General features: G+C 64.0%; 24 protein-coding genes. 4 read left to right on the top strand and 20 right to left on the bottom strand.

What is annotated here, in order from left to right; genetic code table 11:
- Nucleotides 1–99: 99 nt before the first annotated feature.
- The 3 genes from VIK36_RS00685 to VIK36_RS00675 are packed head-to-tail and all read right to left on the bottom strand — an operon-like array spanning nucleotide 100 to nucleotide 3,614.
- Entirely contained in the window at nucleotides 100–1,065 is a 966-nt protein-coding gene (locus VIK36_RS00685; protein ID WP_324643716.1) for a ribokinase, read from the bottom strand.
- Nucleotides 1,062–2,492, bottom strand: coding sequence for an MFS transporter (locus tag VIK36_RS00680; RefSeq protein WP_324643715.1), 1,431 nt, complete (start codon nucleotides 2,490–2,492; stop codon nucleotides 1,062–1,064). Before VIK36_RS00680 ends, VIK36_RS00685 begins: the two co-directional genes overlap by 4 nt.
- Complete coding sequence (locus tag VIK36_RS00675; protein ID WP_324643714.1) at nucleotides 2,493–3,614, bottom strand: nucleoside hydrolase; 1,122 nt, start codon at nucleotides 3,612–3,614, stop codon at nucleotides 2,493–2,495.
- 268 nt (nucleotides 3,615–3,882) lie between these two features.
- Between VIK36_RS00675 and VIK36_RS00670 the strand changes: the two genes are divergently transcribed.
- Genes VIK36_RS00670 through VIK36_RS00660 form a run of 3 tightly spaced genes read left to right on the top strand, consistent with a single transcriptional unit; the run spans nucleotide 3,883 to nucleotide 7,013 of the window.
- Complete coding sequence (locus tag VIK36_RS00670; RefSeq protein ID WP_420716279.1) at nucleotides 3,883–4,872, top strand: LacI family DNA-binding transcriptional regulator; 990 nt, start codon at nucleotides 3,883–3,885, stop codon at nucleotides 4,870–4,872.
- A 47-nt stretch (nucleotides 4,873–4,919) separates the two neighbouring features.
- Nucleotides 4,920–6,026 carry a RelA/SpoT domain-containing protein gene (locus VIK36_RS00665; RefSeq protein WP_324643712.1) on the top strand — a complete coding sequence of 369 codons (1,107 nt, stop codon included), beginning with the start codon at nucleotides 4,920–4,922 and terminating at the stop codon, nucleotides 6,024–6,026.
- Nucleotides 6,027–6,035: 9 nt separating this feature from the next.
- Nucleotides 6,036–7,013: a hypothetical protein gene (locus VIK36_RS00660; RefSeq protein ID WP_324643711.1), complete on the top strand. Its 978-nt coding sequence runs from the start codon at nucleotides 6,036–6,038 to the stop codon at nucleotides 7,011–7,013.
- A gap of 153 nt (nucleotides 7,014–7,166) precedes the next feature.
- Here VIK36_RS00660 and VIK36_RS00655 read toward each other — a convergent pair whose 3' ends face one another.
- From VIK36_RS00655 to VIK36_RS00640, 4 genes are read right to left on the bottom strand one after another with little or no spacing between them, the layout of a single operon-like run.
- On the bottom strand, nucleotides 7,167–8,489 hold the full coding sequence (locus VIK36_RS00655) for a carboxylesterase family protein (RefSeq protein WP_324643710.1): 1,323 nt from the start codon (nucleotides 8,487–8,489) through the stop codon (nucleotides 7,167–7,169).
- Between the two features lie 59 nt (nucleotides 8,490–8,548).
- Entirely contained in the window at nucleotides 8,549–10,531 is a 1,983-nt protein-coding gene (locus VIK36_RS00650; RefSeq protein ID WP_324643709.1) for an NAD(P)/FAD-dependent oxidoreductase, read from the bottom strand.
- Between the two features lie 17 nt (nucleotides 10,532–10,548).
- The gene (locus VIK36_RS00645; RefSeq protein WP_324643708.1) at nucleotides 10,549–12,144 is read right to left on the bottom strand and encodes an FAD-dependent monooxygenase; all 1,596 of its coding nucleotides are present in this window, start codon (nucleotides 12,142–12,144) and stop codon (nucleotides 10,549–10,551) included.
- Between the two features lie 20 nt (nucleotides 12,145–12,164).
- Nucleotides 12,165–13,007 (bottom strand): fumarylacetoacetate hydrolase family protein, encoded by an 843-nt coding sequence (locus VIK36_RS00640; RefSeq protein WP_324643707.1) that lies wholly within the window; start codon nucleotides 13,005–13,007, stop codon nucleotides 12,165–12,167.
- A gap of 122 nt (nucleotides 13,008–13,129) precedes the next feature.
- On the opposite strand from VIK36_RS00640, the gene VIK36_RS00635 reads away from it, so the two are divergent.
- Nucleotides 13,130–13,834, top strand: a complete 705-nt coding sequence (locus VIK36_RS00635) for a GntR family transcriptional regulator (RefSeq protein ID WP_324643706.1) — start codon at nucleotides 13,130–13,132, stop codon at nucleotides 13,832–13,834.
- A gap of 18 nt (nucleotides 13,835–13,852) precedes the next feature.
- On the opposite strand, the gene VIK36_RS00630 is transcribed toward VIK36_RS00635, so the two are convergent.
- From VIK36_RS00630 to VIK36_RS00570, 13 genes are all read right to left on the bottom strand, one after another.
- Entirely contained in the window at nucleotides 13,853–14,728 is an 876-nt protein-coding gene (locus VIK36_RS00630) for a VOC family protein (protein ID WP_324643705.1), read from the bottom strand.
- Nucleotides 14,729–14,761: 33 nt separating this feature from the next.
- A complete protein-coding gene (locus tag VIK36_RS00625; protein ID WP_324643704.1) occupies nucleotides 14,762–15,475 on the bottom strand; it encodes an SDR family oxidoreductase in 714 nt (237 codons plus the stop codon).
- Entirely contained in the window at nucleotides 15,472–16,161 is a 690-nt protein-coding gene (locus VIK36_RS00620) for a helix-turn-helix domain-containing protein (RefSeq protein ID WP_324643703.1), read from the bottom strand. Before VIK36_RS00620 ends, VIK36_RS00625 begins: the two co-directional genes overlap by 4 nt.
- Entirely contained in the window at nucleotides 16,158–16,994 is an 837-nt protein-coding gene (locus VIK36_RS00615) for an ABC transporter ATP-binding protein (RefSeq protein WP_324643702.1), read from the bottom strand. Before VIK36_RS00615 ends, VIK36_RS00620 begins: the two co-directional genes overlap by 4 nt.
- Nucleotides 16,984–17,757, bottom strand: coding sequence for an ABC transporter permease (locus tag VIK36_RS00610; RefSeq protein ID WP_324643701.1), 774 nt, complete (start codon nucleotides 17,755–17,757; stop codon nucleotides 16,984–16,986). The genes VIK36_RS00615 and VIK36_RS00610 overlap by 11 nt, the downstream gene beginning before the upstream one ends.
- The gene (locus VIK36_RS00605; protein WP_324643700.1) at nucleotides 17,754–18,578 is read right to left on the bottom strand and encodes an ABC transporter permease; all 825 of its coding nucleotides are present in this window, start codon (nucleotides 18,576–18,578) and stop codon (nucleotides 17,754–17,756) included. Before VIK36_RS00605 ends, VIK36_RS00610 begins: the two co-directional genes overlap by 4 nt.
- Before the next feature lie 112 nt (nucleotides 18,579–18,690).
- Nucleotides 18,691–19,686, bottom strand: coding sequence for an ABC transporter substrate-binding protein (locus VIK36_RS00600; protein WP_324643699.1), 996 nt, complete (start codon nucleotides 19,684–19,686; stop codon nucleotides 18,691–18,693).
- Nucleotides 19,687–19,808: 122 nt separating this feature from the next.
- Nucleotides 19,809–21,452: a bifunctional 3-(3-hydroxy-phenyl)propionate/3-hydroxycinnamic acid hydroxylase gene (locus VIK36_RS00595; protein ID WP_324643698.1), complete on the bottom strand. Its 1,644-nt coding sequence runs from the start codon at nucleotides 21,450–21,452 to the stop codon at nucleotides 19,809–19,811.
- Nucleotides 21,449–22,201, bottom strand: coding sequence for an HpcH/HpaI aldolase family protein (locus VIK36_RS00590; protein ID WP_324643697.1), 753 nt, complete (start codon nucleotides 22,199–22,201; stop codon nucleotides 21,449–21,451). The genes VIK36_RS00595 and VIK36_RS00590 overlap by 4 nt, the downstream gene beginning before the upstream one ends.
- Complete coding sequence (locus tag VIK36_RS00585) at nucleotides 22,198–22,650, bottom strand: nuclear transport factor 2 family protein (RefSeq protein ID WP_324643696.1); 453 nt, start codon at nucleotides 22,648–22,650, stop codon at nucleotides 22,198–22,200. Before VIK36_RS00585 ends, VIK36_RS00590 begins: the two co-directional genes overlap by 4 nt.
- Complete coding sequence (locus tag VIK36_RS00580) at nucleotides 22,643–23,437, bottom strand: 2-keto-4-pentenoate hydratase (protein ID WP_324643695.1); 795 nt, start codon at nucleotides 23,435–23,437, stop codon at nucleotides 22,643–22,645. Before VIK36_RS00580 ends, VIK36_RS00585 begins: the two co-directional genes overlap by 8 nt.
- Nucleotides 23,438–23,442: 5 nt before the next feature.
- The gene (locus tag VIK36_RS00575; RefSeq protein ID WP_324643694.1) at nucleotides 23,443–24,303 is read right to left on the bottom strand and encodes an alpha/beta hydrolase; all 861 of its coding nucleotides are present in this window, start codon (nucleotides 24,301–24,303) and stop codon (nucleotides 23,443–23,445) included.
- The gene (locus tag VIK36_RS00570; protein WP_324643693.1) at nucleotides 24,300–25,241 is read right to left on the bottom strand and encodes a 3-carboxyethylcatechol 2,3-dioxygenase; all 942 of its coding nucleotides are present in this window, start codon (nucleotides 25,239–25,241) and stop codon (nucleotides 24,300–24,302) included. The genes VIK36_RS00575 and VIK36_RS00570 overlap by 4 nt, the downstream gene beginning before the upstream one ends.
- Nucleotides 25,242–25,300: the final 59 nt, after the last annotated feature.

Raw genomic sequence — 25,300 nt, 5'->3', positions numbered from 1 at the left:
GCACGAAAAGGGCCTTGGGCCCACGCCGGCAGGGTTCCCTGGCCGAGCTTGCGAGGCTAGGGTGCCGGTGAGGAGCAATCGATGGGGGTGAAGGCGGCCTTAGGCGGTACCGAGGCGGCGTTCGACGTCGGCCGCTTCCGGGTACGCCGCCTGCGTCCCTTTGCGGGTGGTGGCCAGCGCCGCGGCAACGGAGGCGAATGCGGCGGCATCCGCGAGTGCATCGCCCGCCGCCAACCGCACTGCAACGGCACCCGTGAAGGCATCGCCGGCACCGGTGGTGTCCACGGCACCAACCGTGGTGGGCTGCACACGGGTCACCCGGGCGCCGGGCGCGGCGAGCGAGTCCAGCACCACGGACCCCTGCGAGCCCAGCGTCACCAGGACCTGCCGGATTCCGTGGCCGGCGAACCGCTCCCGCACCGCGTCCCACTCCTCAGCAGGAGCGTCCGCCCCCGGGATTTCAGAAGCCAGGAACAGCGCGGCCTCATGCGCGTTGACCAGCAGGACATCCGCCAACCCGGCCAGGGCTGACGGGATCTCCGCATACGGCGAGAGATTCAGCAAAACTGTTGCGCCGGCGTCGTGCCCTGCCTGTGCGGCGGCGAGCACGGTGTCCGTGCTGACCTCCAGGCACAGGCTCACCACGGCAGCCCCCTCCAGCACGTCCCCGGCGCCGGCCACGTCCGCCGGGGACAACGTGCCGTTGGCACCGGCCGAGATGATGATGTTGTTCTCGCCGCGGGCGTCCACGGCGATCACGGCGACACCTGTGGGCTCGCTGGACGTGCGGACATGGCTGACGTCCACGCCTGCGCCGGCCACCGAGGCCTCGAGCATGTTGCCGTTGGCGTCCTCCCCCACGGCACCCACCAGGCTGACGTGGCCGCCCAGCCGGGCCGCGGCCACGGCCTGGTTGGCGCTCTTGCCACCGGGGTTCACGGCGAAGCCGTTGCCCTGCACGGTTTCGCCGGGCTGCGGGAGCCGCTCGCAGTAGATGGTGAGGTCGGCGTTCAGGGAGCCGACGACGACGATCCGGCCTGGGTGCCCAACGCCCGCGCTGCTCATGGGGCCACCTCGGCCTCAACCGGCTTGGGGATGAGCAGCGACGCCGCGAACGCGGCCACGGTCAGCGCCAGCCCGACGAGTACGACGGTCAGGTACGACGCGGTCGCATCCCCGAGTGCGGAGGTCGCCACCAGCACGGCGGGCAGGATGAGGAAGCTCAGGCCCGCGCCCAGGTTAAAGGCGCCGGCGTTCATGCCGGGGAGGAAGCCGGGGTTACCGGCAGGCGAGAGGACAACGCCGAGTCCGTTGAGCATGATGTTGACCGTACCGGCGTACATGATGCCCAGCAAGACCGTTCCGGCGATCATCATCGGCAGGCTGTGCAGGCCCAGGAAGGCGATGACGGCGAGCGCGGCGATGCTGCCCAGGAGCCCGATCCGCAGCACCTTGGTGTACCCGAGGACGGGTGCAAGCTTGCCGCTGAGCGGGCCCACCAGCCAGCCCAGCAGGGCGTACGGGGTGAGGATGATCAGTGACATTTCGGTGGGGCCCACGCCAAAGCCCGGGTCGGCGGCCTGGACGTAGGCGGGCACGATGCCGTTGATGACGGCGAAGATGCCGGTCATGGTCAGGGTGGTGGTGAGCAGCGGCGCCCAGGTGGCGCGCTGGCGCAGGTGCACGGTTTCCACCATGGGCTGGGCGGTGCGCTGTTCGGTGCGCCAGAAGGCGAAGAACGCGACGGCGGATACCAGGACCAGCGCCAGGCTCAGCAGCAGCGTGCCGGAGTTGAAGCCGGCCACGAGCTTGGCTGCTTCGTTGAGCGCGGTGAGCAGGGCGCCGACGGCCACCACAATGAAGAACACGCCGCGCCAGTCCATCCGGGTGCCGGCGCCGGGCTTGCTTTCGGAGGCGAGGAACATGATGAGGGCGGTGGCCGCGAGGGCCAGGACCACCATCAGCCAGAAGATGCTGCGGAAACCGAAGTGCTCGGCGAAGTAGCCGCCCACGAAGGAGTCCACGCCGGCCACACCGCCGTTGACTGCGGTGATGAGGCCCATGAGGGTGCCGTACTTGCGGGGGTTGCTGACGGCGGACCGCAGCATGATCAGGCAGAGCGGGACGGTGGGGCCGCTGACGCCCTGGATGATGCGGCCCACGAAGAGCCACGTGATGTCCGGGGCCAGCGCTGCGATGACGGAGCCCACGGCCATGAGCAGCATCATGCCCACCAGGACCTTCTTGCGGCCCACGATGTCGCTCAAGCGGGGAAGGAACAGGGAGAACAGCGCGGCAGCGGTGAAGAACCAGGTCTGGGAGAGGCCGATCAGGGCCTGGTCCGCCTTGAGTTCCTGGCCCATGGTTACCAAGGCGGGGCTGAGCATGGAGGCGTTGAGCTGGAACGCCACGCAGGCTGCCAGCAGGGCGGTCATGAGGGCGGCGATGTTGCCGCGGCCGGTCTTGGTTTCAGTTATGGTTGCGGTCGTCATTTACTTGACCCCTCCGGTGGTGAGGGAGGCAGCGCCCGGACGTACGACGTCGGCCGCGTTGCCGCTGGTGGGCGACGCACCTTCGCTGCGTCCGCCGTCGTCCGTGTTGCCGGTGGTAATTGGCTCGCCGATGCGTTCCAGCGCGTCGGTGACCAGGTCCCAGAATCGTGCGTGGTCCAGGTCCACGGCCACGCTGGTGTGGCAGTCGGCGGGGGCCGGGGCGCGGAAGTCCGCCACGGTCATGCCCAAGGTCAGCGTGCCCTGGAGTTCAATGTTCACGGGAACCTTGCGGGTGCTGACGATGCTGGGGTCGATGACGTACGCGACGGCGCAGGGATCGTGGACCGGCGGGTAGTCGAAGCCCTGTGCGTCCTTGTAGGTGTGGGCGAAGAAGTCCATCAGTTCGGTGACGAACTTGGCAGGCTTGGTGCCGATGGCCGCGATCTTTTCCACCACGTCCGGGGTGGCCAGCGCCTGGTGGGTGAGGTCCAGGCCCACCATCACAACTGGCCATTTTTCGTTGAAGACGATGTGCGCGGCCTCGGGATCGATGATGATGTTGAACTCCGCCACGGCGCTCCAGTTGCCCACGTGGTAGCCGCCGCCCATGAGGACCACTTCCTTGACGCGTTCCACGATGCGCGGTTCCTTGCGGGCGGCCATGGCGATGTTGGTCAGGCCGGCGGTGGGGACCAGGGTGACGGTGCCGGGCTCGTGCGCCATGACGGTGTCGATGATGAGGTCGACGGCGTGGCGCGGGTCCAGTTCGATGGTGGACTGGGGCAGGGCGGGGCCGTCCATCCCGGACTCGCCGTGGATGTCCGGTGCGGTTTCGATGCTGCGGACCAGCGGGCGGGGGCAGCCGGCCGCAAAGGGGACGCCGGTGATGCCGGCGATGGTCCCGACGGCAAGGGCGTTGCGCGTGACTTTTTCGAGGGTCTGGTTGCCTACCACTGTGGTGACGGCCAGCAGTTCGATGTTGGCGTTGCCGTGTGCCAGCAGCAGGGCCACGGCGTCATCGTGGCCGGGGTCGCAGTCCAGGATGATCTTCCGGGGTTCTGTTGAACCCGGCCGGGACTGATTCTCTTGGGGATTAGGTTCCACGATGGTGCTCCACGTCATTGGGGCCTGCCGGGGAGGCAGGGGTCTTGAGTATTCCGGGAGTGATCATGGCAGGGTTTTGTGGTGTACGTCAAACGCTTAACGTTGTCGCGGCATTACCGCACGTCAAACGCTTGATGCCTTGGTGGGCATAGAAGTTCACCACTCTCACCATGCCCATCTTTTTGAGGCGGGACCGGCGCCCGGCCGCGCCTACTACGATCAAAGTATGGATTCCGGGGAACAGGTGCAGCAGCAACGGCCACGGCCGCGGCGGGTGACGGCGGCGATGGTCGCTGCGCGGGCCGGCGTTTCGGTGGCCACGGTGTCGCTGGTGGCCAATGGCAAGACAGCCGGCCGCGTGGCCGAGGACAACATTTCCCGGGTACGGGAGGCCATTGCGGAGCTGGGGTACGTGGTAGATGGGATCGGCAGTTCCCTGGCCAAGGGGGTCAGCTCGATCGTGATCCTGGTGGCGCCGGACATCTCCAACCCGTTCTTTGCCAAGGTGATTGCCGGGGTGCGGGAATCGCTGGGCCCGCAGTACCAGCTGCTGCTGTCCGTCACCGAGGCCGGCGAGTTTCCGGAGGCCGACGACGTCCGGCGCCTGATGTCCCTGCGGCCGGCGGGGCTGCTGGTGGACGCACCCAACGCGGGGTTCCTCGAAGACCTGGCGTCGCCGTCGCCCCTTGTCCTGCTTGATGCGCCGGGGCTGGAGTCCTACGCGCCCTCCGTGAACCTGGATGTGGCCAGCGGGGCACGCCAGCTGGCGGCGCACCTGGCCGACGCCGGGCACAGGGAAGCTGCCTATGTGGACAGCGTGACCGGCACCGGGACGTTCGCGGTCCGGCGCGCAGCGTTCCTGGCGGAAGCCGCCTCCCGTGGCGTCACCGTAAGCCCGGAACGCATTATCAGCACCACCATCGACGTCGGCGCGGCGGCGGGCGCGTTCGCCGAAGCGTGGCCGGACTGGCAGCGCGCGGGGGTAACCGCCGTCGCCTGCGCCACCGACACCCACGCGTACGGGGTGCTGCAGGAAGCGCGGGTTGGGGGAATCCGGATCCCCGGGGAGCTGGCCGTGGCCGGGTTCGACGACCTGCCCTATTCGGCTACGAGCAATCCGGGCCTGACCAGTGTGCACCTGCCGGCCACCGCCCTGGGTCAGAAGGCCGGGGAGCAGCTTCGCGGCCTCATGGAGGGGAAGGCGCTGGGGTCCGGCGGCGTCACCCTGGAGACATCGCTGGTGGTGCGCGGGTCCACGTCAGCAGCCGCAACGTAAAGACCGCTAAAAGGCTTCCTGTCGGACCCCGGCCGTAAGCTGGGATCATGCCGAGTAACTGGGAAAGCCTGGACGAGCCGCTGCGTGAGTCGGTGCAGCACAACGTGGAGATCTATGAGCGCGTCCGGCCTGCCCTGAAGCTGGTTACCCGTGATGTCCTGCTGGTTTTGCGGGACATGCTGAAGGACAGTGAGGTCACGCCGCTGTTCGTTACCGGCCGCACCAAGACAGTGGAATCCTTCAAGGAAAAGATCTCGCGTACCGAGGAGCCGCTTGAACCGGGCGGGCGGAGGCTCCTGAAGTTTCCGGACCCTTTCCGCACGCTCAATGACATGGTGGGCATCCGGGTGATCACCAAGCTGCCGGCGGAGAATGCCGCGGTGGCCAATGTCATCAAGCGCCAGCGGCAGCTTTTCGACTGCCGCGGCGACCGGGAAAAGGACATCGGCTCCATCGAGTCAGGAACCTACGGGTATTCGAGCCGGCACCTGATCCTGCGCACCATCCAGAATGAAGCCGTCAAAGAGTACCAGCAGGTCTTCAACCCGGATCTGCAGCCCAACGGCAGCTACTTCTTCGAGTGCCAGATCCGCACCATCTTCGCCCACGCATGGAGCGAGATTGAGCACGACATCCGCTTCAAAGCCGAGGACCCGCGCGCCTGGACGCCGCACTTCGACCGGCAGTTCACCGCCACCGCCGCCATGCTGGAAACCGTGGAAACTGCCTTCTCTGACCTTCACGAAAGCTACGAGGAAGTCCGCGGCTACTGGGACATGGACGGCGAGGGTGCGGCCCCGCTGACGCCCAACCGGATCCGGGACGTCTGGCGGACCCTGCTCCCGCACGTGGACCGCAAGGTGGACGATGACTGGGGCTGGGCGGCCGAGCTCCTCGCCGCGCACGGGCTCAACCAGACCATGCAGCTGGCCGGGCTGCTCAGCGCCAACCAGATCACGGAGGTCCGCAAGGCCCTGGACCACCGCTACTCCCCCGGCCCGGACCGGCTCCTGGACGACCTTCTCCTCTGGCAGTACGGCACCAAGCACATCGACCTCACCGCGGAAGATCCCGACGCCGTCCCGCACCCGCGGCGCGACAGCCTCCTGCGGCGGTTGCGGCAGATTGAGCGGTACAGGATGACGAAGAAGTAAGGGCCGTTGGTGAAACCCGTGCGGCTGGTGCTGTCCGGCTTCGGTGCCGTGGGCCGCGCTTTTGCCGAGGTTGTCCTGGAGCAGGGTTCCCTGCTGCAGATTGCCGCCGTCCGGGGTCACGGGACGGAAGCCTTCCTTGCGCCCGGTTCGCCGGTTCCGGATCGCTCCTCTTGGGGGCCGATTCGGTCCATCGAAGAGACACTGGCCCGGACCGGCGCCTCCGTCCTGGTCCAGGCACTGCCTTCCTCGCCGGAGGCCCACGCGCGTGCGCTGGAGGAGGCGGTTGCCGCCCTCCGGAGTGGCGTGGACGTGGTGACAGCAACCAAGAGCCACGTGCTGAGCCATTGGCGGGACCTTGAGCGTGCGGCCCTCGATGGCGGGAGCCGCATCCGCATTTCAGGGGCCACCGGCGCCGCGCTTCCCGCTGCGGACATGGCCCGTGTCGCGCTGCGGGGCATGGGCTGCAACGCTGTCCGGGCCTGCCCCAACGGCACGTCCACGTTCATTCTCGATGAGCTTTCCCGCGGCGCCGGGTTGGAGTCCGCGGTCCTGGAGGCGCAGCGCAGGGGTATTGCGGAGGCAGACCCTTCCGCGGACCTGTCCGGGAAAGATGCGGCCACGAAGGTGCGGCTCATCGCCGGGCTTCTCTGGAACTGGGACGTCTCGCGGATTGCGGTGGAGGCGGAGCCCATCGGCTCTTCCACGGCTGCCAGGGCGCTGGAGGCCTCCAAGCGAGGATTGCGTTTGCGCGCTGTGGCGTCCGCGTCCCTGGAGCGGCCCATGGTGGTGACGGTTCGTTTGGAGGCCGTGGCCCCGGGAGACCCTCTTTTCTCCACTGCTGGACCGGAAAAGGCGATGGTTTTCAGGTGCCCGGACGCCGGGGACATCACCGTCCAGGGCGGCCGCTCCAGCCCGAAGGGGGCGGCGTTGGCGATGCTGAAGGACGTACTTAACCTGGGCGGGCTAAATAACTCGGGTTTTCACTAACGACAGAGCCAGCCATGACTTGTGTCGGGACTGCCTTCGGTTGTGCTTCAGACCGAAGCTTCTTCTTACACCGGCGGATCACAGAGAAGGTTGAGGCGGACGACTACGAGTTCCTTGCATAACGCGGGAAGGTGTTGGGCAGAAAGGGAACCCCTAGGCCAACACCCGTAGTTCCGCCTCACGGACCGGCGCCCACCGGACCCCGTCAGCATCAATGACCAGCGAGCGCGGGGCCGCGACGTCATAGCGGCTGCTTTCGGCCACTCCGCAGTACAGGAACCGGCAAATCAGTTCCCGCATCGAGGCAGTCACCCGGGAAGTTTCCGCCTCCGTGGCGTTGATCATCATTGGGGAATCACTCCAGCGGTCTGTTCCGTCGAAGATGAATGCGAGCGGGAAGCAATGGGCTGAGTAAGCACCATCAAGCTTGCTTTGGTGATCGAACCGGACCACCTGCGCAGGTACAGGTGAGTGTGCGGCGATCTCCAGGGCGGGTAGGCGGAACTGGGCCAACGTGGCGGCTCGGACCATCCTCAGGTAAGCATCGTCAGCCACCAGCATCTGTGCCGCCAGTGCCGGGTCTTTGAAGGTTCGTTCAAGGAACTCGTCCACGCCCGCATCTGAGAACCGATCCCTCGGCTGGTTGCGCAGGAACGCCGCGGACTCTTCAGCAGTGGTGATCATCAGCAGGGCACCGGTGTGGATTCTCTGCACCGAATCGGCATACCTGACCAAGTCGGCCGGAGCCTCCCCTGACTCGGCGGCCATGTACGGGAACGGCCGAAGACCTGCCCTCGCAGCCTCCTGGGCATCCAGAATGGCCGGAGTAGGAGCAGCGGACAGGTCCGAGCCCAATGCCTCAAGAACAGCTGCGCGATGGTTCAGCCAGACGTCCACGGGCAGGGGCGCCAGGCGGGGCATGCTGAGCAACAGGGTTTGCGCCGCCATACCGCGAACAGACGGGTCCGTGCTCAGCGCGTAGGCGTACCAGGCCCCGGCGGAATCCCCGGCCAGGGTAACCTTGGCCGGGTCTCCCCCGAAAGGGCTGATGTTCTCCCGCACCCAAGCCAGTGCGGCTTTAAGATCACGCAACGGTTTGGTGGATTCCGTGGGGTCTCCGGACGGAGCGAAGTGCCCGGCCACGCCGAGGCGGTAGTTCACGGTGACCAGAACAAAGCCGCCGGTCCGCACCAGGTCCGGCGAGTCGTACCAGCGGCTTTCTCCGGAACCCGTGGTGAAACCGCCTCCGGGAATGAAGAAGAGTACGGGCAGCCCATGGGCCCCGGCCGGCGCCTGGACCCGCAGGGTAAAAGCATCCTCCCGCTGTTCAAGTTCGCTCAGCGCAGTACCAAGCAAGCCGTCCAGCATGCCCGGCCGCTGCGGAAAGGCGGCTGGGCCGGTCTGTGCTTCGCCGGCAACCCCACCGCTTCGCGAATCCGAAGGAGCCGTGCCGTAGCGAAGTCCGGGCGCATCCATTACTCCTCCACAGAGACTTGCCCGGACCTTCCCGCCGGGGGTATCAATCAGCAGAACCGTCACGCAAGGAACTCGTGATCGTCAGCCTTGACTGTCTCGGTTGCCTCCCAGTACTCGACGTTGGTGTAAGGCCACACCTGCGAAACACGGCCGTGCGAGTTTTGGTACCAGCTGCGTACGTAGGGCTGCCCCCACGCCATCCGGCGATTTCCGGCGTCGACCCACTTCACAAAACGATCCAGCGCTTCCAGCTTGACGTCGATCGCGGAGGCACCACGCTGCAGGACCTCATGGACGGCCCTGAGGGAGAACTCGACGGCGCGCTCAATCATGAAGTGCAGGCTTCCGGCCACTACACCACCAACGTTGGGTCCATAGATCAGGAAGAAGTTGGGGAATCCAGGGACTGTGACGCCGTTGTAGGCCCGGGCATCGCCCTTCCAGAAATCGTGGATCTCCACACCATCACGGCCGACGACCTCCACTTCATCCAGGTAGTCTGAGGGTTTGAATCCGGTGGCGAAGACGACGATGTCCACCTCGTGTTCAAAGCCATCGTTGTCGATGATCCCGTTTTCCGAGAACCTTTCGATCCCGGAGGTGACCACGGTGGTGCCCTCGGATTTTAGGGCTGCAGCCCACACCCCGTTGTCACGCAGCATTCTCTTGGCACCGGGCGGGTAGCTGGGAATAGCGTTCTCAAGCAATTCGGGACGGTCCGCGAACTGTTCCTTCATGCGCTCGATCAGCACCTCCCGGACTTCCTGGTTCTTGGCGGACACGCTCAACGGCGCACCCTGCCATCCGTCCTCCGCCTTGACGGTGTGCATGCGGCCCGGAATACCCTGGAGAGTCACCCACAGCCGGTACCACTGCGCGTAGTGCGGCACTTTGCGCCGCAACCACGCGAAGGTGTCGCTGACGCCGTCGTGATAATTGGGAGCCGGCAGCATCCACGGCGCGCTGCGCTGGAAGAGCACCAGCCCGGACACCTCGTCAGCCAGCGCCGGCACAATCTGGTACGCGCTGGCACCCGTGCCTATGACCGCCACGCGCTTGCCGCGGTAATCGACGTCGTGCGACCACTCCTGCGAGTGCATAGTCACGCCGCGGTACAGCTCAGCACCGGGGAATTCGGGGATGTTGGGCCGGTCCAGTTGGCCCAGGGCGCTTACGACGGCGGCAAAGCTGCGGACTCGCTCCTGCCCGCCGCTATGGCGGGTGGTCGCCTGCCAGGTGCGGGATTCCTCGTCCCACACCAATCGGACAAGACGGGTAGAGAACTCGATGGACTCCACCAGCCCCGCTCGCTCAGCCACGTCCCGGACGTAGTCCAGGACGTCTCCGCCTTCGGCGAACTGGTGCGGCCAGTCACCACGCTGGGCGAAGGAATACGAATAGCCGAACGTGGGGGTATCGAGGCGGACACCGGGGTAGGTGTTCTTGGCCCAGGTCCCGCCCAAGGTTGGCGCGTCCTCCACCACGGTGAACGGCACACCCGCCTGCGAATAGCGGTAGGCGGCAGCAATTCCGGCGATCCCGGCACCGATGATCAACACCGGGAAGTCGCGCCCGTCGGCTACCTCGTCGAAGTTCCACTGAGGAGCTCCGCCCTTGTCCGGAGCGAGGTCGAGTTCGTGCTTCAGCGACGCGAACCAGTTCTCGCGGCCACCGGTGAGGTACCCCAGGAGGTCCTTTACGGCGCCCTCCTCCAGCAAATCAACGCTGGTGATCTCCTTGTCCCGCAGTCGCCGCAGGCCCTCCAAAGCAAGTGCCTTAGCGCGTTCCTGCTGCTCCGGTGACATGCCTCCATGCGGATGGGGCTGGGTGTCCACCAGGGTCAAGGGAGGCTGCAGATCACTGTCAATGAAAGAGGTGTCCCCCAGCGCCGCCGCGAGGGCGGCGAGCAGGACAGGAAGTTCCGCCTGGGCGACGATCTTTTCCAGTTGGACGTCGTCCTCGACGATCGGCTCTGAGCTTGCTTCCCAGTAAAGGTCGTCAAACCGCATCGTCTCAGACCTCATTTCCTGCATGCTGGGCATTTTTCCTCCTTGATTCGTCAGGACCGCGACAGCGGATCGACGTACGAACGCAGTTTGTTGATCACGGCCGTCTCACTTTGGTCAGTGAATACGGCAGCGACGTAGCGGTCCGGCCGCACCAACACGGTGTGGGGTGTGGCCAGCCCGGGACGCGCGAGAACCCGTGCCGCATCTGCTAGGACCTGCTCGTCACCATTCCGGCGCGCGGCGTGGGAATTCTCAGCGAGCGTGATCCGGCGAGCGCCCAGCAAGGACCAGAACTGGTTGCCCGCTGTCGTTCCGGTGCTGCCTGCGCCAAGCGTGATGAGTGCCCATCCACTCCCCAGGTGGGAGTCCAGGGGTGACACGGAACCGTCCTCCTCAGTCAGGGTCGGTTGGCTGAGGGCAAGGCCCACCCAGGCCGCGAGTCGACGGTCAACGTCGCGATCGGCCTTGATGGCAACACCGTTGCGGTAGTCCGGCGGGGTGATGAACCGCATCGACCCCAGGTACCGATGCACAGCGGGAATCAGGCTGACCGCACGGAAGGCAATATCCCGAAGATTGGTCCTGAAGGCTCCTACGGCCATCACCACAGCGCCCGTCCGGCGCGAGACCTTGACCATCTTGGCCGCGTGGGTGCGGCGTTCGGACTCGTAGGTGGACAGAAGGCGGTCGGTGCCCACACCGCGGAGCACCTCCAGCAGCTTCCAGCTCAGGTTCAGGGCATCCCGCAGGCCTGCGTTCAGTCCTTGTCCGGAGAAGGGAGGCATAAGGTGTGCCGCATCCCCGATCAGGAAGGCGCGGCCCGAACGGTACGTGCGGGCAAGCCGTTGATGGGCTACATAGACCACAGCGCGCCTGACGTCTTCGGTGCGGAGCTCCGGGTGGAAGGGCCGGGACAACTCCAGAATCTTGTCCGGGGCCGTCATCTCGTCCGGATCTTCGTGATCGAAAAGCATGAATTCGAGCCGCAGGCGGCCCTTGATTCCGGGAACCAGAACGTAGGGACGTGTCCCGTTGCCATGGAACTCGGCGAAGGGTTCGCGTGCTCCAGGGACGTTGAGCAAGTCCACAACAATCCATCGTTCCTGCTGGGTGGAACCCACCAGGTCGATGCCCAGGCTCTCGCGGACAAAGCTGCGACCGCCATCTGCCCCGACCAGCCACGAGGCTGTGACGGTGCCCGCGCCGGCGTCGGAATCAAATCCGACTGTTACCCCGCCCGCTTTCTGGCTGATGGAATTTACCTGGGCACCGGCCAGAAACTCAATCCCCTGGTGTTCACAGGCCTTGTTCCACAGCAGTTCTTCCAGCACGGGCTGGTCGAACTGCGACTTCGCAGGATGCCCGATGCGGGAGGGAACAGGTGTGGACGACGCAAGTGGCCGGTCATTCAGCCCGAAGTAGCGGCTGCCGGTTCCCAGCAGCGATTCCGCTTTCAACGCTTCCGCGAGGCCCAGCCGGTCCATCGTCCGGAAGGTCTCGTCAGCGATGCTGATGGCCCGCGGGAGGTCCATCGGGGCCTTGGCGGTTTCCAGCAGCACAACGCGCGCACCGCCGTCGGCCAGCAACAGCGCCGCTGTCAGCCCAACGGGCCCGGCCCCCACAACCGCAACATCGAACCCATCCATAGTGTTTCCTCCACGCATCCTTAAGCAACGAGGACGTTGCGAAGGGTGCCCAGTTTGCCGACCTCAACCTCGACGACGTCACCCGGGACCAGGAATGTGGGCGGCTCCATGAAGAGACCCACACCACCGGGCGTACCGGTGACAATGACGTCGCCCGGAGCCAGCGGAGTGAACGCGGTGACGTACTCGATGATGGCGGGGATGTCGAAGATGAGGTCTGCGACGGCGGCGCGCTGCCGGACCTCGCCGTTGACGCGGGTTTCCACCACGAGCTCGGTGACGTCACCGACTTCCTCGGCGGACATGAAGTACGGGCCGAAGGCACCGCTGAGCGGGAAATTCTTGCCCGGGGTCCACTGACCCGTGTGGCGCTGCCAGTCGCGGGCGCTGAAGTCATTGAATGCGGCATAGCCGGCAATGTAGTTCCAGGCGTCTTCAGGCTTGACGTGATCCGCGTGGGCTCCGATCACCAGCGCGACTTCACCTTCGTAGTCGTACATGGAGCTTTCGGCGGGAATCGGCAGGTCCGCGCCGTGGGCGGCCAGGGTGTCGGAGAAGCGTGCGAAGACGGTGGGCTTGCCTACCTCGTCCCGTCCGGTTTCTTCACGGTGGCTGCGGTAGTTAACACCAATGCAGATGACCTTGCCCGGGGTGGACAGAACGGGAAGGAAGGAGGTTCCTTCAACGGGCTGGACCGGCGCCTTGTCCCATTCCAGGGGAGCTGACAGCAGATCTTCCTCGATGGCCGACTGCAGCGAAGAGCTGAGCTTGGCTCCGCTGGGACCGAGGTCCAGCAGCTCTCCGTTGGTCTCCAGTCCCCACGTGGGCTGGCCTTCCTGGTTCAAGTAACTCGCGTAGCGCATGTGAATCCTTTCTAGGGCCGGCGTCATCGCCTCCGGCTTGTCGGTGTTTGAACTATAGAGAATGCATTCTTGAGTCAATAATGTAGTTTCAGTGCGTTAGTGCGTAAGTGTACGCTTGTCCCATGGCACGACAAGCAAATGCAGAAACAATCAGTGAAGCAGTGCGGAGGAAGTTGCGGGCCGACATCTTTGCTGGCCAGTGGGCCCCGGGCACCAACCTCCAGGTCGGTGAGCTCACCAAGCGGTACGGTGCCAGTTCCACGGTCGTCCGTGAAGCACTGGTGCGTTTGGCCGGTGAAAAGTTGCTGCAATTCCGTCCCAACAGGGGCTTCTTCGTGTCCGAATACACCTTGGAAGAACTGCGCGGCCTGGGTGAACTTCGTTGCCGGGTGGAGGAATACGGGCTGACCTTGGCCATTGAACAGGGCGACGTTGCCTGGGAATCCGATCTTCTTGCCGTCCACCACCGCCTGGAGCGGACCCCGCGCCGCACCAGCGAGGACCCGAACCACATCTCGGTGGAATGGTTCCTGGCCCACCAGGCGTTCCACGCAAAGTTGCTGGAAGCCTGCCCTGTCCCCTTGCTGCAGGATTTCGCAGCCACCCTGGGCGAGGCTACCGCCCTTTACCGCCTCTGGACCGCGCCGGATAAACGCGCTCAATCCCGGGACATCGAGGCCGAGCACCGCGCGATTCTCGAGGCGACCATTGCCCGCGATGCTCCGACGGCCACCAAGCTTCTGCGGGAGCACTACATGCGCACGATCGACGTGATCGAAGAAGCCGAGTTTCATGCCGCCTCCGACGCCGGGCTGCCCAAGGAGTAAGGGCAACCCGGCCCGTTCTTAGTTCAATGCGATGGGGAAGGCTCCGTGCTTCCGGAAATCCTCGCCGTTGTAGACGCCCCAACGGTTGAACCAGGTCCGGTCATCCTGGTCCCACTCGATCGGGGGACGCTCCAGTTCGTGGATTTGCTCGAGATCGGTGTACAGCTCGACCACGGTGCCATTGGGTTCGACATAATAGGCGGCGATGTTGTGGCCCGCGCCGTGGCGGACCGGGCCCCAAATCAACCGACGACCCTTGGCGAACAGCCGGTCGCCGAGGCGGCCAAGGTCGGCAATGGACTGCGTCTGCCACGCGTGGTGGTGCAGGGAACCGCGGCCCTTGATCAAGGCAATGCCGTGGTGGTCCGGGTTGCAGCGCAGGAAGTAGGCAAAGTCGTTGCCAATGATGTCCGAAACCTTGAAGCCAAAGAACTCCACCAGGAAGTCCTTCATGGCCGTGGGATTCTGGGGATGGATGTTGATGTGACCATAACGGTCCGGGCCAAACGATGACGGACCGTGCCGGTGGTCCTTCATGCCCACATAGACGTGGTAGACGTATCCTTCCGGGCCCAGGACGGCGAAGCCCTCACCGATCTCCCGCTCCAAAGGGCTGCGCGTAAGGATCGGGAACCCGGCCGTTTCCAGTCGCTTGCGAATGATTTCGAGCCCCTCCGGGCTGTCTGCCACAAGGCCGACGTGGTCGATTCCGTCCTCCTCGCCCTTCACGTACACCAGCTCGTGGTGACGGTCCGCAGCGGACAGGTAGGCACGCTTATCATCGTTCAGCGTCATACGCAGGCCAAGGACGTCGGTGGCCAGTTCAAGGGACTCGTCGTAGTCCCGGGTTCTCATAGCGAGATAGCCCATTTCGGTAATCACACCAAGTGACATAGCTAAAAATGCCTTTCTTTCAGGTGCCAGCTCCTAAACGGAGCGCGACGCGCCACCATCCACGCGGATGTTCTGGCCTGTGATGTAGCTTGATTCCTCGCTTGCGAGGAACCGGATGACGCGGGCCACTTCCCTGGAGCTGGCAGCCCTGCGCAGCGGTATCCGGGTGGTCCATTCAGCCGGCACGGTACCGGGGTCCTCCTTCGTGAATCCAGGGAGGACATTGTTCATTCGGATACCGGACGGCCCGTACTCGTCGGAATACAGCTTGGTAAAAGACCCCAAGGCGGCGCGGAATGTGCCGGATACTGGGTAGTTCGGATTGGGTTCAAAAGGGGAGCTGGTGGAAACGTTCACGATCGATCCCCCGCCCCCGGCCAACAGGTGGGGGGTGACGATTCGAGCCATGCGGATGACGTTCATGAGGTACATCTCGTAGCCCTCGAGCCATTCGTCGTCGCTGATCTCAAGCACCGGCTTCCTGGCCGCGTGGCCGGCACTGTTGATTACGACGTCGATCCGCCCGTAAGTCTCCAGCGCCAAGTCGGTAATTGACTGCAGATCCCCAACGGAACGGTTCGAACCGACCGCGCCCACGCCGCCGAGGCAGCGCGCCAACTTCAGGGCACTGCCGGAGGGCGAAAGGGCTGCAATTTTGTACCCGTCATCAGCCAACGCCCTGGCAGCCGCGCCGGCGATCCCGCGACCGCCGCCGACCACCAGCGCAACCTTGCCTGATGCCTTCACCCCTTGTCCTCCGCCGCCCCGAGCTCGGCGTAGTGCTGGACGAGCTTGTCCATGGCGAGCGCAGACAGCTCGGCCGCTTCAGCGAAGTCGATCTCATCTCCTGCGGAGGCCGAGATGTAGAAGCCGTCCGTCAGGGCGCGGCCCAGCATGACGACTTTCCGGGCAAGGTCCGGCTTGACGCGCAAGGCCGCCTCCGGGAGGCCCGGAGTGACAGCCTCAACCATGAGTTCATACATCTGCTCGCGCACTTCCAAGTACTTCTGACGTGCCGCGTTGCCCGCCAGCCGCTTCTCCAGCGCGAAGAGCAGACCGATGATCCAGAACGCTTCCTGTGCGTGCTCAGGATCAGTTGAATTTGCGGCGGACCCGGCGATACTCGTACGGAGGATCACCCTGTTCTCCGGCCCACGGTGGCGCGTCTGCCAGTTTTCGAAGCAGTAATCGATCAGTGCGGCAAAGAGGCCCTCTTTGTTTTCGAAGTGCCAGTAGACCGAACCGATCGGCAGGCCGGCAACCCGTGCCACCTCGGCCATCGTGGTGCCTTCATAGCCCACTTTCACGGCCAGCTGGAGCACCGCTTCAAGGATGGCGCGTTCATTTTCCGGCGTGGACTGGTGGACCCGGCGACGCTTGCCGCTCTCCGTCTTGCCGTTGCTGCTGACATCCGCGCCTGCCCGGGGGCTCATGCGTACAACCCGTCGTGCGCGGTCTTCCGTTCGCCGCCGGGATTGGTCTTGGCGAACTGAACCTCCTCGTACACCTGGTGGCGAAGTTCGCCGAAGCGGTGCAGGGACCGTGTGTCAGCCTGGCTGCGGACATCGGGAAGGTCGATGTGGATGTCAGCCTGGACAATAGTGGGCGAGCTGGACAACACCAGGACGCGTTCAGCCAGGTAGACGGATTCGTCAATGTCGTGGGTCACGAAGAGGATGGTCATGTCCAACCGCTTCCAGACGTCACGGACCAGGTCCTCCAGCTCTCCACGGGTTTGCGCGTCGACGGCCGCGAAGGGCTCGTCCATGAGCAGGACGCTGGGATTGGAGGCTACGGCACGGGCGATCGCCACGCGCTGCTGCATGCCGCCGGAGAGCTGCCACGGGTAGCTCTTGGCAGCGTGGGACAGGGTGACTGCCTCAAGCGCATCCTTGACCCGGGCCTTACGCTCAGCCTTGGGCACGCCGGAGGTCTTGAGCGGCAGCTCGACGTTGTCCTCGACACTCAACCAAGGGAAGAGGCTGCGGCTGTATTCCTGGAAGACCACGGCCATGCCCTCGGCGGGCCCGGAGACGCGCTTGCCGTCCAGGACCACTTCACCGGATGTTGGATCCAGGAGCCCGGCAATGCATTTGAGCAGCGTCGTCTTTCCGGAACCGGAGGGCCCTACCAGGCAGGCGAACTCGCCAGCGTGGAGATCGAAGGTCAGGGACCGTACGGCCTCCACCTCGTTCCGTGTGCCTGCGCTATATACCTTGCGCACCTGCTGGACACTGAGCCGGATATCCGACTTGCTAGCCGTCATTGGAGGCCTCCTTCAGACCGTAGTACCATCCCAGAACCCGCTTCTGGATTGCCTGGAATACCACCGAAAGCAGCACTCCTATGATCCCCAGGAGAAATATTCCGCTCCACATTTCGGGGATCGCGATGCGGTTCTGGAAGTTGATAATGGAGTAGCCAATACCGTCGGTCGACGCGAACATTTCCGAGACGACCAAGAGGATAAGCCCCACCGCAAGGCTATGCCGGATGCCGGCCATGATGAGCGGCGAAGCGCCGGGAAGCACCAGGTAGCGTATGCGATCGAAGCCGCGGAGCCGGTAGACGAGTGCCGTGTTCTTCAGCACTTCGTCGAGGGACCGCACGCCTTCGATCGTATTGAGCAGGACAGGCCAGAGGCAGCCCAGGACGATCACAGTGATCTTCATCGTGTCATTGATGCCGATGAGCAGGAGCAGCACCGGAATGAGGATTGCTGAAGGCACTGCCCGGATAAATTCCAGCAGGGGTTCCAGGAACCAGCGCAGAGTGCGCGAGAGACCGATGGCGATCCCCAGAGCGACCCCGAGTACCAGGGAGACGGCAAGGCTGATGAGAAGCCGACCCATGCTGGGCACGACGTCGGTGAAGAACTTCTCGCTGAACCACACGTTGATGAACGTGGTGGCCAGTTTGTCCGGCTTGGGAACGAAGAAGTTGGCTCCCTGGGCTGTGAACGCCCACCAGATGGAAATGAGGATTGCCGGCAGGCCGAACCACATGCCGAGGCGTTTGAGGACGATCATGCCGCCACCTCCGAACGGACCGAGCTGTGCCAGAACAGCACCTTGCGCTCGATGAAGCGGAAAATAAGGTTCACCAGGATGCCTAGGAGGCCGGATGTCAGGATCAGTGCGATCATCGCCGCCGGGTTGTCGTTCAATTGGGCCTGCGCCACTGCCCGGCCTATTCCGGGCGTACCGACGATGAGTTCGGAACTGATCGCAAGGATCAGGGCAACCGTGGCAGCAAGGCGGATGCCGGTCATCAGGTACGGCAGGAGCGTGGGCAATACCAGGTGCCGAACCCGCTGAAGCCACGTCATCCGCAGCGTGCGAACGGTGTCGTCGGCCACCTTGTCAATGTCCGTGATGCCATACATGGCCTGGATCAGGACAATCCAAAAACAGCCGTAAACCACAACCAGGAGTTCGGCGCCGATCCGCGGTCCAAAGAACAGTGCGGCCAAGGGAATCAGGCCTACAGCAGGAATGGGACGCAGGAACTCGACCGTGGTGTGCGTTGCAGCGCGCAGGAAGCGGCTCGAACCGATGAGCAAGCCCACTGCGAGGCCGCCCAGCGTGGCGATGGTCAGCCCAAGGAACCAGGCCCACATCGTCTGGCCCACGGTGAGCCAGAACTGGGTGAAGGTGAAATTTTTAAGGAGGGTAGGAATGACCACCGATGGTGGTGGCAGGTGGTGCTGGCTGACTGGGCCAAAGGTGGAGAAGAGTTCCCAGGCGACGAGTGCCGCCAGGATGCCGGCGACGCCCAGGACGTAGGGTCCCACAGCAATCCACCGGTCAGCACGACGCACTCTGTGTTCCCGCGCAGGCGGGGCACTCACAGCCACGCTCCTCAGCGTTGGACTTTGCGTTTCCACGGTTTTGTTCTGCTCTCATTTGTGCGATCAGTTGGCTGGCGGGGGCCGCAGGGGGGAGCGGCCCCCGCCAGCGGCTTTATGGTTTCCAGATCACCTTGCCCACATCGGGCGTGGTGTTCACGATGCCGTACTTGACGAGCAGATCCGCAAACAACTGGATTGTCTCCTGTGAGACATCCGGGTTGTAGAGCGAGAGCTGGGCCTTCTTCGCAGCCGCGGGATCGGTGCCCAGGGCCGCCGGCATGGCGTCGCGGATCAGATCATTGTTTTGGGTCAGGAAAGGCAGGGCTTCCTTCATGGCTTCCGTGAACCGCTTGACCTTGTCCGGATCGCTTTGCACCAGTTTGCCGCTGGAGATGGAGACCAGTTCGTTGGCGCCAAGGCCAGTGTCGTGGATGAAGTCGCTGACGACACGGCCGCCCTTGGACACTACCTGCTGGATGAAGGGAGAGCCTGCCATACCGGCGTCGATCTGGCCGGCTTCGATCTGGGCTGCAACTTCCGGGAAGGACAACTGGACGAAGGTCACCTTCTTCGGGTCGCCGCCGTCCTTGGCAATTGCTTCACGGATGCCGATCTCGCCGATGCCACCCAGCGCGTTGACGGAAACCTTTTTACCTTCAAGGTCCCGGGCAGATTTGATGGTGGATGAGGCACCCACTACCACGGCGGTGGAGTCTTCAACGATTTTGGGGTCATTCTGGGTGACACCTTCAACGATGCGGACATCGAGCCCCTGGGTGGTGGCCGTCAACGCCGTCACAGGGCTTGCCAGCATGAAGTCCAGGTCACCGGTTGCCAGCGCAGGCAGCTGTGCCGCACTGCTGCCTGCGCCCACTACCAGCTGCAAATCGATTCCATGCTTTTCGAAGAAGCCTTTGTCCTTGGCAACCAGGAAGGCTGCCACGGTGTTGGACGGGAAGATGCCGTAGGTGACCTTGGTGAGCGCTCCGGAGCTGCTGTCCGCAGCAGCGGGGGCGCTGCCGTCGACAGATCCGGATGCGCAGCCACTGAGCGCCAGCGCCAAGGCTATGGCGCCGACGGCCGCTGCGCGGGTTTTTTTGATATTCATCGATTCGCTCTCCCTTGAGTGAACGCTGCGCGGGCCTTTGCCTGCCGTCTTGAGCGACGAGTTGCAGCAACAGTATTTTGCTAATTAAGCCTTTGTCAACAGATTATGCATTCTTAATTATGTTATGCGTTCTGAGGCGCCAATGTGACGTCCGCCACGCTGAAGACCTTGTCCAGAACACCGCTGAGCTCCTGCGCGAGACACTCCGCAGCCACCACGTGGTCCGGGCGCACAACGATCGCAGAGAAGGGCCTCTCGTCGAACCAGGACTTCAGGACGCCGCTTTCGTCACCAACAACGCGAACGCCGGGTGCAGCAGCAGCTTTGGCCCACGGCAACTGCGTGGCCGGCACTGCATGCACCAGGACGCCGCCAAGCCGTCCGAGCTTCTCTGCCGCGACCTCACTCACGAACGCCATGGGATCGTTGTTCCAGACCACCACACGCCAGCCTTGACCAGTGGCATCGTCCAGCAGGACCAACTTGCCGTCCTCGCTGCGGACTGTGGGCTGAGGGAACAGTGTTCCCACCGTCCGCGGAGCGTCTTCCCGGTCCGGCAAGGACTTCCACGTCGGGAGCTTCGACGGAACCACAACGCCGTGGTCGTACTTCGGCATAGGCTTATAGCCTTGGCTGTTCAGGCGTGCGCGGGCCTTGGGGAGCCGGTCCACCACGGCGGCAGCCATATCGCGGACAGCCGTGCGGAGCCTGTTGTGGTCTGTGACCAGGTTCGCCATGTTCAGCGACAACGCCACCATGGCCTTCACGTGCTCCCGGCGCTCGTCTTCGTAGGAATCAAGCAACCGGTCACTTGCTTTCCCTTGGACGACAGCCGCGAGTTTCCAGCCCAGGTTCAAGGCATCCCGGATTCCGGAGTTCCACCCTTGACCAGCCACCACCGGCATGACGTGAGCAGCGTCGCCGGCCAGAAGGAAGCGACCTACGCGGAACTTCTCTGCGACCCGGGCGTGATGGGCATAGACCCGACGGCGGATGATATCCAGGCCCCCGGGATCGGGCACGTGGGGGGCAAGCAGGGCGAAGACGAACTCATCATCCTCTGCCAACTCTTCCGATTCCCCTTCAAACAGCGTGAACTCCCAGCGCCGAATGCCGTGGGGCAGGCTGAGGGTTGCGTAGCCGCGGCTTGGGTCTCCACCGAACACCGCGTGCGGTGTGCCGATGGGATCGTTCGCGACGTCGATCACGAGTCCGCGCGTCGATCGGGTTTCGCCTTCGAACTTGAGCCCCAGGTGCTGACGGGTCAGCGAGCGCCCGCCGTCGCAACCCACGACGTAGCTGCCCGTAATCCGCTCCGCACCGGTGGGCGTGCTGACCGTGGCGGTGACGCCGTCGGAATCCGATGCGAAAGCCTCCACCCGGCAACCGAAACGCACCTCCACATGGGGGTACTGCGCCAGGCCCTCGAGTAGAGCCCTATCAACGAGTGGCTGGATAAAGCCGTTACGTCGGGGCCAACCGAACTCCTGGGTGGTGGGGTTGATCTCTGCGAGGATCTTGCGGTCGCCGTTGATGATGCGGATCTTCTGGTCGGGGACCGTGTGCGGAAGCACCTTGTCCACCAGCCCAATGGTCTGCATCGTCCGGAGCGCTTCGTCGTCAATGCCCACGGCGCGGGGGTAGTCAATGAGCTCGTCGCGGCCTTCGAAGACCACCGTACTCACGCCAAACTGGCCAAGGAGGTTGGCCAAGGTCAATCCGACCGGACCGGCTCCGATGATAATAACGTCCCTGCGGTCGCTCATTTTGTGCCCCTCAGGGTCTTGATGGATTCTTGGGCCGCCCGGCTAAGGAATACAAGGTCAATGCCGAGGCCGACATAGTCGACGAGGTCCCGGTCAAGAAGGTGGGCGGCGTAGGTACCGGAGCCCGAATAGATGCCCAGGGTCACGCCATGTTCCCTCGTCAAAGCTGCCAAGTCGATGATGGCTTCCCGGACAGGTCCGTCTTCCCAGTCTCCCCTGCCGGGAAGACCGAAGGATACAGCCAGGTCCGCCGGTCCGATGTAGATGGAGTCCAGGCCCGGAGTCGTCACAATCTCTTCCGCGTTCTTCAGGCCCGCCACTGTTTCAATCTGGGCGATGGTAGACACTGCAAGGTTGCCCGCTTCGGTGTAGGACTCACCCTTGTACAGCGCGGGCCTGCTCGGACCGAGGCTCCGGTTGCCCACGCCCGGGTATTTGGTGGCCTCCACCAGCATCCGCGCTTGTTGCCCGGACTCGATGGTGGGGGCGATGATTCCGCGTGCGCCGCTGTCGAGTAGGCGAAGGATGGGGGCCGGATCCAGGCTTCCCACCCGCGCATAGGCGTAGGCGGAATCCCGCGGTGCGGCCCGCAGCATGGTGCAGGCTGCTTCGAGTCCCACTTCGCCGTGCTGCAGGTCGACCACCACGCCGTCGTAACCGGCAGCCAGCGCCCACTCCGTGACGGCGAGGGAAGGGATGGCCTGGTGCAACAGTGCCGGCGGCCGACCGCCGCGGCTCTCCCACTTCATTTCGCGGCGCTTTCCGTCAGGCGCTTGGCGTGCGCGGCAGCGTTCATTCCGCCGAAGATTGGGTTGATCTCGCGGCGCGCGATCTTCCACTCGCCATCCACCTCGCGGTAGACCTCCCGGAATTCACCTACGCTGGCGGGCATCAGCGGATTCTCCGAGGAGTCGCGGAACGTCAGGTACTGCGTCCAGCCATGGAGTTCGTCGCTTACCCATTCCAAACGGATACCGCCGATGAGGTGGCGGCCCACCACTCCCGTGACCTTGGCACGACGTTCGCCCCAGGCCTTGATGGCCTCCCGCCCGTCCATGTCTCCAAGGGGGCCGGTGGAAACTGCGTCTTCGGTGTAGAGCTCCCACGTCGTGTCAGCTTTGCCGTGGTCGAGTCGCCACAGAAGTTCCACGACGAGCGCCTCGATGGCCACACGGGTTTCAACGGTTATCTTACGCATCAACAGCCTCCAACAGGTGCGCGATGACGTCTCCGAACCCGTGCGAGTACTTCGCGGTGTACGTAACGTTGGGATCCCAGTCCACGATCAGCCCGATGGATCCGGAGAGCAGGATTTCTCCAGCGCGGAGGGGCTTGCCGATCCTCAGGGAGGTCTCTGCCAACCACCGGATTGCATTGATGGGATCACCCATGACGTTGCCGCCGACGCCGCGCGTCAGTTCTTCGTCGCCGCGGTAGAGGACCATCTCCACCTGTTTAAGGTCGATTTCACCGTAAGGGATGCGGACCGGGCCCGTGACGATACCTTCGCAGGCGGCGTTGTCGGCGATCGTGTCCACGATGCCCATCTTGTAGCTGTGGTAGCGGTTATCCACTAGTTCCATGGCCGGGGTGACGTAATCGATGGCGGCTTCCACAGATGCCAAATCCGAATCCAGGATGTCCGACTTGAGGACGAAGGCAAGCTCGGCCTCGATCTTGGGGTGGAAGTACGCTGACGACGGCCGCTCAACAGGCGACTCGAAAACCATGTTGTCGAGGATGATCCCGTAATCCGGTTCGTCCACTCCGGCGCGCTCCTGAACGACTGGGTTGGTCAGGCCCACCTTGCGGCCTACCCGATGGCGGCCCTCTGAGGCTTCGCGCTGTTGGGTCACAAGTTCGGAAATGCGGTAGGCCGCATCCTTGTCCTTGTCCGGGAGCCGGTGGCGCACAAACTCGATGGGGGTGCGCGTGGTACGCGCGTTGTAGAGATCTTCAGCGATCTCCGTGATGATGTCCGGCACCGGTATCAGGCCTTTCTGCTGAGGAAATCGAGTGCTTTTTCGTTGAAAGTGGCGGGGTCCTCCCACTGTGGCCAGTGGGCCGCGTTGCGGATCAGCGCCAATTCGCCGTCGGGAATGGCTGCTGCCAGGGTCTCTCCCGTGCCGACGCCTCCAGTCGGCTCGTGGTCCGTCCACACGAGCAATGCCGGCACAGGAATGGCCGCATAGTCTTCCTTGGTCACCTGGTTCCGGGCCCGGATATCCGGAACCTGGAGCGCCATGATGTGCTCCATCGAGGTGATGAAGCCGGGCCGTCCGTAGATGGCGCGGCGCACTTCCACCAACTCGTCCGTAATCTGCCCTGGATCATGGATGACCACCTGGAGCCGCGCCTTGACGTTCTCGTAGCTGGGGTCTTCCACTGCCCTGCGGCTGATTGGGCTGACCCGGTCCATGGACATTGGTCCCACCATCCGGCCCCCAGGGGCGCTCAGTATGATGGTGTGGAGGCGTTCGGGGTGGTGCGCGGCGAACTTGATGGCGATCCATCCGCCCAGGGACTCCCCCAGGAGGTGCACTTGGTCCAAGCCGAGCACGTCCAGGAGTTCGAGGAGGTGCGCCTCGTAGTCAGGAATCTCCAGGTCGGCTTCAGCCAACGTCGTATAGCCATGCCCGGGGTAGTCGTAGCCGATGACCTTGTACTTCTTCGCCAGTGCACGAATGTTGTGCGTCCACGCTTCGATGTGCCCGCTGGTGCCGTTGAGCAGGACTACGGTTTGCTCGCCGTCGCCAACGGTGAGGACCCGGGTCCGCCACGGACCTGCCTGAACATACTCGAGGGTGTGGGGAAGATCGGCAATCTCCCCCCACATTGTTTTCCGGGTCATGAGTCTTGGGGAATGGCAGCGGTGATCCCAAAGCCGGCACCCCAGGTCTTGACGGGCCAGTAGCGGTCAACAACCATGCGGTAGTCGCCTGCTGTTGACAATGCGCTGAACGCGGCGATCCACGAACGCATCTCGTGGGCGGCGCTTCCGCCCTCGGCGATGAATTCGTCGTTGTCCCAGCTGTCTACGTCACTCAGGGAGCCCGAACGGAACACCTTGAGCAGTTTCTGGTCCCATTCCTCATTAAGGGGAGCGCTGGATGCGCGTCCTTCGGCAATTGCCTGAATGCCTTGGATGATCTTCCCTTCCCTGGCCGCCCGGTCCTCCTTCGACGGCGAGTAGGACACCAGCCGCTGCTGGACCGGCTCCGGTGAACCGTCGTACTCGGGAATCGGCGGGTTGTGCGAAAGTCCGCCGGATGCCACCAATAGGACTCGCTTATCCAACTGCTGGGCAGCACGGCCCAAGGCCTCGCCCATCAAGCGGATGCGCGCCATGGGGGTCAGGGGCTTGCCGATCGCATTCACGAAGACGGGAACAAAAGGACGGGTGAAACCTGCACCGAAGAGGAATTCCAGGGGCTGCATGACGCCGTGGTCAACCTCCAGTCGTTCGGAGCGGGAGATGTCGATCCCCTGGGCGATGGTCAGTGCGTGCAGCTGCCGTGCTGTAACGGAATCGACGGGAAGCGGCCCCTCCCCCGTGCCGTAGTCACCGACTCCCACAGCCTGAGCACCAATGGCAAACGGCGGCATCATCGAGTACAGGACGCCATTGAAGTGGTCCGGGCCGAAAATGACGGTGACGTCCGGCGCAAAGTCTTCAACGAATGAGCGCACCTCCCCCAGGGCTTCATTGATTTCCGCGAAGGTGTGTCCGCCTGGATCGACGTTTCCAAATGACGGCGCGTGTGACAACGCGGCTAGCGCAAGCGACATTGCTTTCCCTCTCAGTGATGACGGCCACATCGGGCCGTTTTCTAGAGTGTAGATTCTAG

The sequence above is a fragment of the Pseudarthrobacter sp. LT1 genome (assembly GCF_035621795.1).
GTDB lineage: Bacteria > Actinomycetota > Actinomycetes > Actinomycetales > Micrococcaceae > Arthrobacter.
Note: the sequence above shows the minus strand (reverse complement) of the source record. Positions and strands in the feature narration are given on the sequence as shown.